10 protein-coding genes are annotated in these 10,000 nt (G+C 44.8%); 6 read left to right on the top strand and 4 right to left on the bottom strand.

What is annotated here, in order from left to right; all coding sequences use genetic code 11:
* Positions 1–155: 155 nt before the first annotated feature.
* On the top strand, positions 156–338 hold the full coding sequence (gene rmf, locus LDL40_RS16960; RefSeq protein ID WP_046521510.1) for a ribosome modulation factor: 183 nt from the start codon (positions 156–158) through the stop codon (positions 336–338).
* A 198-nt stretch (positions 339–536) separates the two neighbouring features.
* Here the strand turns inward: rmf and LDL40_RS16955 are convergent, their stop codons facing one another.
* The gene (locus LDL40_RS16955; protein ID WP_300996634.1) at positions 537–2,918 is read right to left on the bottom strand and encodes a TonB-dependent receptor; all 2,382 of its coding nucleotides are present in this window, start codon (positions 2,916–2,918) and stop codon (positions 537–539) included.
* A 179-nt stretch (positions 2,919–3,097) separates the two neighbouring features.
* Here LDL40_RS16955 and LDL40_RS16950 point away from each other — a divergent pair, with 179 nt between their 5' ends.
* From LDL40_RS16950 to LDL40_RS16930, 5 genes are all read left to right on the top strand, one after another.
* Positions 3,098–3,748 (top strand): LysE family translocator, encoded by a 651-nt coding sequence (locus LDL40_RS16950; protein WP_300996633.1) that lies wholly within the window; start codon positions 3,098–3,100, stop codon positions 3,746–3,748.
* A 35-nt stretch (positions 3,749–3,783) separates the two neighbouring features.
* A complete protein-coding gene (locus LDL40_RS16945) occupies positions 3,784–4,320 on the top strand; it encodes a YaeQ family protein (protein ID WP_300996631.1) in 537 nt (178 codons plus the stop codon).
* Between the two features lie 99 nt (positions 4,321–4,419).
* Positions 4,420–5,337, top strand: coding sequence for a rhodanese-related sulfurtransferase (locus LDL40_RS16940; protein ID WP_300996629.1), 918 nt, complete (start codon positions 4,420–4,422; stop codon positions 5,335–5,337).
* A gap of 163 nt (positions 5,338–5,500) precedes the next feature.
* Positions 5,501–6,040, top strand: a complete 540-nt coding sequence (locus LDL40_RS16935) for a cytochrome b (RefSeq protein WP_300996628.1) — start codon at positions 5,501–5,503, stop codon at positions 6,038–6,040.
* A 19-nt stretch (positions 6,041–6,059) separates the two neighbouring features.
* Positions 6,060–6,635 carry a YceI family protein gene (locus tag LDL40_RS16930; protein WP_300996627.1) on the top strand — a complete coding sequence of 192 codons (576 nt, stop codon included), beginning with the start codon at positions 6,060–6,062 and terminating at the stop codon, positions 6,633–6,635.
* Positions 6,636–6,694: 59 nt separating this feature from the next.
* On the opposite strand, the gene yfaE is transcribed toward LDL40_RS16930, so the two are convergent.
* The 3 genes from yfaE to nrdA form a co-directional block, all read right to left on the bottom strand.
* Entirely contained in the window at positions 6,695–6,949 is a 255-nt protein-coding gene (yfaE, locus tag LDL40_RS16925; protein ID WP_300996625.1) for a class I ribonucleotide reductase maintenance protein YfaE, read from the bottom strand.
* A gap of 15 nt (positions 6,950–6,964) precedes the next feature.
* Positions 6,965–8,095, bottom strand: a complete 1,131-nt coding sequence (nrdB, locus tag LDL40_RS16920; protein ID WP_300996623.1) for a class Ia ribonucleoside-diphosphate reductase subunit beta — start codon at positions 8,093–8,095, stop codon at positions 6,965–6,967.
* 65 nt (positions 8,096–8,160) lie between these two features.
* Positions 8,161–10,000, bottom strand: a 1,840-nt coding sequence (gene nrdA, locus LDL40_RS16915) for a class 1a ribonucleoside-diphosphate reductase subunit alpha (RefSeq protein WP_300996622.1), incomplete at its 5' end; no start/stop codon positions are given.

Raw genomic sequence — 10,000 nt, 5'->3', positions numbered from 1 at the left:
TTATTTTGTCATCAAATCTTAAATAACTTCAGTTTCTTACTTAATGTCAATAGGGCAGCGCCAAGTTTCTTTGTGGAACCTTTTGAGCATCTCTACTATCTATTAAAGTGCAACGCAAGTTGCTTGTTATTTATCAGATCGAGGAAGATTGCCTTATGAAAAGACAGAAAAGAGATCGTTTAGAACGTGCCCACGCTCAAGGTTATCGCGCCGCTGTCACAGGTCGCTCAAAAGAGATTTGTCCTTATCAGAATTTAGACACCAGATCGCAATGGCTCGGAGGGTACCGGGAAGCGATGGAAGACAAAGGGATTGGCCTGTTTGCCAGAGGTCAATAATTAACGAATTCAGATAACAAGGCCCCGAAAACCGGGGCCTTGTGCGTTTTAGGAGCGTAACAGCTTTATCGATTTACAAAGTAATTTGGTTTAGAGCGAAGTAACCATAACTTGACTCCCCAGCAGCATAGTGTATCTATGCGACTGGGGAAAACGCTTGTCACCAGCAGCGCTGACACTGCAATTCGTATGTAGATATCAGAAACGTGCTTTGAGACCTAGAGTAAATGAGCGACCAGGCAGCGGCGCATCTTCTTTGATAAACGAACTGTGGACAAAGCCTAATTCGTCGGTCAAATTATTGGCTTTAGCGAAGGCGGTCAGGTCCAGCTCATTCAGATTAAAGTAATAACTGAAACCTAAATCAAGGATCTGGTAAGAGCCTGTAGCACTCTCTCCAACAGCCAGCCTGTCTTGTTTCATATAGTGAGTCCAGTCAATAGTGGCAGACCAGTCTTGCGCTGAATAGCTATACGCTGTGCCTACTTTAACAGGAGGGATGCGAGGCAGGTCTCCGCCATTATCCAGCCTGGCTCTTACTGAGTCGATAAAAAACTCCAGTTCCTGCTCAGTGGTTAGTTGATAGGCCATAGCGACTTCAGCGCCATACAAAGTTGCATCTTGTTGCTGATAATGGAAGATCGAGAATTCTTCGCCTTCATGCTCGTGATCATGCCCAGCGTCGGTATCGTCTTCTGAGTGTGCTTCCAGATCAGCCATGGTCAGGCCCGAATCCTTCATGTAGAGGTAATTGTGCACTTTGTTGTAAAACAGGTTGTAGGTGAACGTGAAATCACCTTCAAACTTACGCAAAGTCAGGTCGATGTTATTCGCAACTTCTTTTTTGAAGTCGGTTTCAGACCGCGTGATTTCTCCGTCGGCATCCAGCGCATAAGCCAAACCCAATTCGTAGGTCTGAGTCGCGATATGAGCGCCGTTGGAATAGAGCTCAGCTGCACTTGGCGCACGTTCCGAGCGGCTCACCGACAGCGCCCAGTTGTAACCTTGCTGGAAATTCCAGACTAAACCTGCAGAGACACTGGCCGTGGTAAAGTCATTTTTGACGTTTTCAGCCTGATGATCTTCCGCTTCATCTTCATCATGATGGTGTTCAAATTCAATACCGGAGGCTTTGTAGTCGACCTGTTCAATACGCGCACCTAACTGGGCAGTAAAGTCACCAAAACTACGTTCTTCCAGCACAAACAATGCATGGGAGTCTGTTTTAGTGTCTGGTGTAAAGGCTTCTTCACCTATGGCTTTGTAATCACTGTTTTGCAGGTGGTAGCCTGCCACACCATGCCAACCAGCTAAGGTTTCATGCTCAGCGGTAAAGCGACTTTCAAAGCTGTCATTTTTAAAAGTAGTACCAATAGCTCCCCCCTCGATTTCATGATGCTGATAGCGGGTCAGGGCGCTGTTAAAGGACAAGGTTTCAATGCCAGCGAATGGCTTATACAGCTCACCCGCTAAACCGTATCTGTCTTGTTTAACACGGGCGAAGACACCAGCTTCGTCATGGTGTTCTTCCTCTTCATGCGCATCTTCTTCAGGTTCCTCATGATGATGGTGATGGCCTGGAATACCGTATTCACTGTCAATATGACCTATAGAGAAACCTAATAAGCCTTTGTCAGTGATCCAGCTTAATCCGCCGTTTGCGGCTGAGTTGTCCAGCCAGGAGTTGGCCAGTTGATCTGAGCTTTCACCTTCGTCATTGGTAAAATCAGGGACGTCGTAATTGTTTGTTTTGCGTTTAAAGCCGTCAAAATGCCAGGCAATTTGTTCCTGACCACCGTCATGCGCCAAAGCCGCAGTTTTTTCATCGGCGCCAGAACTATAACGGGTTTCAATTTGAGTGCTGGCAGGTCGTAATTGGCGGGGTAATCTGTTATCCACCACATTCACCACACCACCGACGGCACCACTACCATACAGCAAGGTAGAAGGGCCACGTAGTACTTCTATTTGTTCAGTGGTGATGGCATCAGCACTGATCGCGTGATCAGGTCCAATGCGTGACACATCCGCAGAATCCAGACCATTACTTAAAATGCGTACCCGAGGCCCATCCAAACCACGCAGAATTGGGCTTGCAGCGACAGGGCCATAGTAATTGCTGTGTACACCAGGCATAGACTTCAGAGTCTCGCCTATGGTGGGTTCTGTTTTGCGGCTGAGCTCCTCGCCAGACATTACAGATACGGGGTTTGCCATTTCTAAGTCGTAATGGTGCAAACCGGAAGCTGCGACCATAATACGCTCCAGACCACCCACCTGAAGTACTATTTTAAGCTCGTTATTTTGGGCATCAGCGACTTTGGCAAATTGATCACCATAACCTTTCGCAGAGATGTGTAATTCTGCGTCAGCCGGTGCCTGAATAGTGAAACGGCCATTTTTGTCGGCATACACATATTGCTGACGGCCATGAACATGGATCCGTGCTTGCTCGATGGCTTTGCCTTCATTGTCCAGAACCAGACCTTCAAGGGACACACTTTGCGCCAGAGTTTGCGCAGAAAAAACGGAAGCGACCAGTACTGCAAGCGGTGATAGTTGATAAAAAGAAAAGCGCATCGGAAAACCTTTTACTGTTAGTTGCGTAATGTGATGTTATAACATTTTTGCGGATTAATGGTCCTCACGCAAGTATTTTTGTGATGAAGTAACATTTTTTCGAGATTTTACTTCGAAACCCCCAAACCTCATGTTTTAATGTCCGGAAAAGAAATACCTAATAATCAGAAGGATAAGGCATGGAGTTCTGGCCTGAATTTTTACTTATTGCATCTGTTCATTTAGTTGCAGTCGCCAGTCCAGGGCCCGATTTCGCAATCGTATTACGTTACGCAGTTCGTTACGGTCGCAATGTTGCGCTGGCAGCTAGTCTTGGTATCGGCATGGCTATTTTTCTGCATGTGTGTTACTCCTTGCTCGGATTGGGATTGCTGATCAAAACCACTCCCTGGTTGTTTACTCTGTTTAGCCTGTTGTCTGCCACATATCTGGCTTATATAGGTTTTCAGGCTATTCGCAGTAGCGCGTCAGACAGTGCGGCACCAGAAGTTGCAACAGATACGGAGAGCGAATCACCATCCTTGCTCAAAGCTTTTAGCTCTGGTTTTGTCACTAATGGGCTGAACCCCAAAGCGACTTTATTTTTTTTAACGCTTTTTGCTGCCATTATTTCGCCAGTTACACCATTTTCGTACAAAGTGATCTACGGACTTTATATGGCCTTTGCGACAGCGGCTTGGTTTGCTTTGCTATCAGTGATTTTAACTCATGAGAAAATAAGAACTTTTTTGTTGCTTAAGGGCTATTGGTTCGATCGTCTAATGGGCGCTGTATTACTGGCACTGGCTATGCATCTGATATACGGTGCAATTCAATCTCAGCTACACTAAACAGAGATTGTTGCCGATACCAACGAGGTGTCAGTATGCAAGTCGTCAGTAAAGTAATTCGGTTGGATCTGAGTTATGCGTCAGAGTTCAACCATGTGTACCAGAAGCGAACCTGTTATATAGCGCCTTATAAAACAGAGCTTGCGGAGCACTTTGCTCGCCGTTTATTGGCTTATTTGTCTTTTTTTGAGTCATCGCCCCAACTGGCAAAAACAGAGAGTTCAGGAAAAACGCCTGATCTTTATGTCAGTGATGCTGCTGACCACATCAAACTTTGGTGCAATGTCGATTTACTCAGCGAAAAACACATGCAACGTGCCAGTCACCAGGCGGACCAGGTCGTGTTGTTTTTGGATGAGGCTGACCAAAGAAGAATAAAGAACCAATATAAACAACATTTTAGAAATGTGCAGTTTCATACTTTATCCCACCAACAGCTATTGGATTTTTGTAGCATGCTCAAAGGCCATATGCAGCTCGACTTGTGGCGTGAAGATGACAGGCTACTGATCACAGACGGAGAGCAAACCTTTGAGCTGGCACTTGCCCAACCCTTAGCGACACAGCATTAGCGCTGCAGTAACTTGTCATTTCGTTTTCTGTCGTTATAATGGCGGCCCGTATTTTTGCCCCGGATTTGCGGTCCGGCATTGCAGAAGGTAATTGAATAAATGTACGTTGTAGCTGCTTTATATAAATTCGTCGCTTTACCTGATTATGTCGCTCTGCGCGATAAACTCTACCAACACTTAGTCCTGAATAAAGTGAAAGGCACCTTGTTGTTGGCCGAAGAGGGCATTAATGGCACTATTTGCGGACCGCGTGAAGGTATAGATGCCATGCTGCAGTGGTTTGCTGCAGATAGTCGCTTTGACGGTATGTCTTATAAAGAATCTTTTGCTGAGGAACAGGCGTTTTACCGCACCAAGGTAAAGTTGAAAAAAGAAATTGTCACTATGGGCGTTGAGGGGATCAACCCGGCTCATATAGTGGGCACTTATGTCAAAGGCGAAGCCTGGAATCAGTTGATTTCAGATCCGGATACCATAGTTATAGATACCCGTAATGACTATGAGGTGGCGATAGGCACTTTTAAAAATGCCATCAATCCAAATACCACCAGCTTCCGTGAGTTCCCAGAGTGGGCTGAACAGAACCTTGATAAGACTAAGCACAAGAAAGTCGCCATGTTTTGTACCGGCGGTATTCGCTGTGAAAAATCCACTGCCTTTTTAAAAGAACAAGGTTTTGAAGAGGTGTATCACCTGGACGGAGGTATTCTGAAATACCTCGAAGAAGTACCAGAGCAGGAAAGTTTGTGGCAGGGCGAATGTTTTGTGTTTGATCAGCGCGTAGCGGTCAAACATGGCTTAGAGCAAGGCAGTTATGATCAGTGTTATGCCTGCCGTATGCCGTTGTCACAGGACGAGATGAAGTCACCACTTTATGTGCAAGGGCTGAGTTGTCCTCATTGCCACGACAAAATTACCGAAGAACAAAAAGCTTCATTTGCTGAGCGACAAAAGCAAATAGCTTTGGCTAAAGAGCGGGGCGAGCAACATATCCGTGATGGTAAAGTAGAATTCTAAACTTTGCTATCGTTTGAAAAGAGCCTGAACGGCTCTTTTTTTTATGCCTGAAATTCAGCAGCAAACTGATTATATTTCTATTAAATAGAACAAAATGTGCTTAATTTTGTTATTTTAAACCATCTTCTGGAAAGATAAGCTATTTCTATTAAGAGGGCTAAATATGACAACAGAAAATAAAGGGTATGGCTGGACCAGCATAATTCTGCATTGGCTGGTGGCTGTGGTGGTAATTGGACTCTTTGCTTCGGGGTTCTGGATGGTGGATTTGAGCTATTACAGCGCCTGGTATAAGACAGCACCGTTTTGGCATAAAAGTGTCGGGGTTTTGTTATTACTGACGATGGGTTACAGAGTGCTCTGGCGCATGCTAAACGGAACTGCCACGCCTTTGACGAGTCACAGTAAAGCTGTGCAACGCGTCAGCCATCTGACTCATCTGACATTATATGGACTTATATTTTTGATAATTTGCAGCGGTTACCTGATATCTACTGCAGATGGCCGGCCCATAGAGGTCTTTGGTTTATTTGATTTACCTTCGGCAGGTGAATTATTCACTGAACAGGCAGATAAAGCCGGTTTAGTACATAAATTCGCGGCTTATGGCTTGATTGCATTAGCAGTATTGCATGCCTTAGCTGCGCTTAAACACCATTTTTTTGATAAAGACAATACGTTAAAACGAATGCTTAAACCTTAATTTTTTAAAGGAGATTGGAATGAAGAAATTATTAGTAGCCAGCTTATTGGCGTCTATGTTAGCAGCACCAGCGTTACAAGCCGCTGAGTATGAAATTGATACCCAAGGCGCACACGCTTTTGTACAGTTTAAAATCAGTCATTTGGGTTATAGCTGGCTGTATGGCCGCTTCAATACCTTTAAAGGTAATTTCAGTTATGACGCTGCAAAGTTAGCGGACTCCAAAATCCAGCTAGAAATTGACACCAAAAGTGTTGACTCTAACCATGCCGAGCGTGACAAACACTTACGCAGCCCGGATTTCCTCAATGTAGACAAAAACAGCAAAGCGACTTTCGTAAGCACTAAAATAGTACCAAAAGCTGGCGCAGATTTTGATGTAGTGGGTAACTTCACGTTAAATGGCGTGACCAAAGAAATCGTTATCAATGCGACTAAACTGGGTGAAGGTGCTGATCCGTGGGGCGGCTACCGCGCCGGTTTCGCTGGCACAACCAGCATCAACCTGGAAGATTTCGCTATCAAAAATATCCTTGGCCCAGCTTCTGCCACTGTGCATTTAGATCTGAGTGTGGAAGGTATCAAGAAGTCATAATACTGAATGTTCTGAACAGAACTTCTGAAAATAAATTGCCCTGAATTATTTCACGATACTCAGGGCAATTCTATTTCTATGTCTGTGATTGGGATACTACAACAGGGCAGGATTTCGCCTTTACGGACAAATGCCAGTGGTTCGTTAATGTAACTGACAGAACCTGAAATTAACTTACAACGGCAAGCTCCACAATAGCCCTCCCGGCACTGATAGTTAACTTGCTGTTGCTGAGCCTCAAGTGCATCTAGCAGGGTGCGTTGCTCAGTACCAAACTCCAGACTGAGCACATCCTTCACCACTACTTTGACCATGTCAGTGGTCGCAGATCAGAGATCAAAATCACCGAAGTCAGCGCCATCCATTTCGTTATCGATTTGTCCCACTAAATAGGAGCTGATTTCAGACTCTTGTGGTGCTACCTGCACATTGTCTGAAACTAACCAGGCATTGATCCAAGGGATAGGGTTTTGAGTCGTGCTGAAAATCGGCTTCAGCCCAACTGCCTGCATTCTGTTATTGGTGATGTACTCCACGTACTGGCACAAAATATCCTTGTTTAAACCAATCATAGAGCCATCTTTAAACAAAAACTCCGCCCAATCTTTTTCCTGCTCAGCAGCTTTGCGGAAGATAGCGTAAGCTTCTTCTTCACACTCTTTGGCTACTTCAGCCATTTCCGGATCGTCTTCGCCGGCAGCCATAATATTCAGCATATGCTGAGTGCCGGTTAAGTGCAGAGCTTCATCACGGGCAATCAGTTTGATGATTTTTGCATTACCTTCCATCAGTTCGCGTTCGGCAAAGGCGAAGCTACAGGCAAAACTGACATAGAACCTTATTGCTTCCAGCACGTTTACTGACAAAATACAGATATAAAGTTTACGCTTCAGATCGCGCAAGCTGATAGTATGGTTTTTACCATCGACTACATGGGTGCCTTCACCGCATAAATGGTACAGATTTACTGAGCTGATTAAGTCGTCGTAGTAACGCGTAACATCGTCGGCACGTTCAATAATGCGTTCGTTCAATAAAATATCGTCGAATACCTTGTGTGGCTCGTTCGTGATATTACGTACTATATGAGTGTAGCTGCGGCTGTGAATGGTTTCACTAAAGGCCCAGGTTTCAATCCAGGTTTCCAGTTCTGGCAAAGAGACAATAGGCAATAAGGCCACATTTGGTGAACGGCCTTGCACTGAATCCAGCAGAGTTTGGTATTTCAGATTGCTGATAAAAATATGCTTTTCATGTTCAGGCAGCTGCTGAAAATCGATACGATCTTTACTGACATCCACTTCTTCCGGACGCCAGAAAAAGCTTAATTGTTTTTCAATCAGTTTTTCAAAGATACCGTATTTTTGTTGATCATAGCGGGACACGTTCACCGGATTGCCAAAAAACATCGGCTCTTTCATTTGATCATTGTTCGTACGGCTAAAGGTGGTGTAACTCATCAGCAATTTCTCTGTGTTTTTATTAGCTATGCATACAAAAAGAGGGCTGCAATGCAGCCCCAGACTTAAATTTTACAGGCGCCACCGGCACAACCATCGTCTTCCGGCGTCGCTTTAATGTCTTCCTGTATATCGGAAGCGCCATCACGGGTGTTGTGGTAGTACATAGTTTTGACACCCAGCTTATAAGCTGTCAGCAAATCTTTTAACAAGATTTTCATTGGTACTTTGCCACCTTCGAACTTGCCCGGATCATAGTTGGTGTTGGCAGAAATAGTTTGATCAACAAACTTCTGCATAATGGCCACCAGGCTGATATAACCATCGTTATTTGGCATATCCCATAACAACTCATACTGGTTCTTCAAACGCTCATACTCAGGCACTACTTGCTTTAAAATACCGTCTTTGCTTGCTTTTATACTGATATGGCCACGAGGTGGTTCAATACCATTAGTCGCATTTGATATTTGCGAAGAGGTTTCTGACGGCATCAGGGCAGACAAGGTGGAGTTACGTAAACCGTATTGCACCACATCTTTACGCAGTTGTTCCCAGTCATAATGCAGAGGTTCAGCACAAACTTTATCCAGATCCTTTTTATAGGTATCAATAGGCATAATGCCTTCGGAGTAAGTTGTCTCATTAAACTTGGGACAAGGACCAAATTCCTGGGCCAGTTTGTTTGAGGCTTTCATCAGGTAATACTGAATAGCTTCAAAGGTACGGTGAGTTAAGGCATTGGCTGAACCGTCAGAGTACTTAACGCCGTTTTTGGCCAGGTAATAGGCATAGTTAATCACGCCTATACCTAAAGTACGGCGGTTCATACTGGCGTGGTAAGCAGCAAGAATAGGGTAATCCTGATAATCCAATAAACTATCCAAAGCCCGTACCGCCAATTCGGCTAACTCTTCCAGCTCATCCAAATGTTCAATAGCACCTAAGTTAAAGGCTGATAAAGTACAAAGGGCAATTTCACCATTTGGATCGTTGATGTCATTCAGTGGTTTGGTTGGCAGAGCAATCTCTAAACACAGATTGCTCTGACGAACCGCCGCAAATTTAGGATTAAATGGGCTATGCGTGTTGCAGTGATCGACGTTCTGTAAATAGATACGGCCTGTGCTGGCACGTTCCTGCATAAACAGGGTAAAGAGCTCAACAGCCTTAATACGCTTTTTACGGATAGACGCATCCGCTTCATATTTCACGTACAGCTCTTCGAACTTTTCCTGATCTTCGAAAAATGCATCATACAGACCAGGTACGTCTGAAGGACTGAACAGGGTGATCATTTCATCTTTAATCAGGCGCGTGTACATCAGACGGTTAAACTGCACACCGTAATCTAAGTGACGGACGCGGTTTTCTTCTACACCCCTGTTGTTCTTCAGAACCAGTAAAGATTCAACTTCTAAATGCCACAGCGGATAAAACAATGTGGCCGCGCCCCCACGAACACCACCCTGAGAGCAGCTTTTTACTGCTGTCTGGAAGTGTTTGTAGAATGGGATGCAACCCGTATGAAAGGCTTCACCATTGCGGATAGGGCTACCTAAAGCGCGGATACGGCCCGCATTGATACCAATACCAGCACGTTGACTTACGTATTTAACGATAGCGCTGCTGGTAGCATTGATTGAGTCTAAGCTGTCACCACATTCAATCAATACACAAGAGCTGAACTGGCGGGTTGGGGTACGCACGCCAGACATAATAGGCGTGGGTAACGAAATTTTAAATGTAGATACTGCATCGTAAAACCGACGCACGTAGCTTAAACGGCTGTCTTTCGGATAATTCGCAAATAAACAAGCAGCCACCAGCATGTAGAGGAACTGGGCGCTTTCATAGATTTGACCTGTCACCCGGTTTTGAACCAGATATTTACCTTCCAACTGC

It is taken from the genome of Rheinheimera sp., from assembly GCF_020217005.1.
Lineage (GTDB): Bacteria > Pseudomonadota > Gammaproteobacteria > Enterobacterales > Alteromonadaceae > Pararheinheimera.
This window is presented reverse-complemented; position numbering and strand designations above follow the sequence as displayed.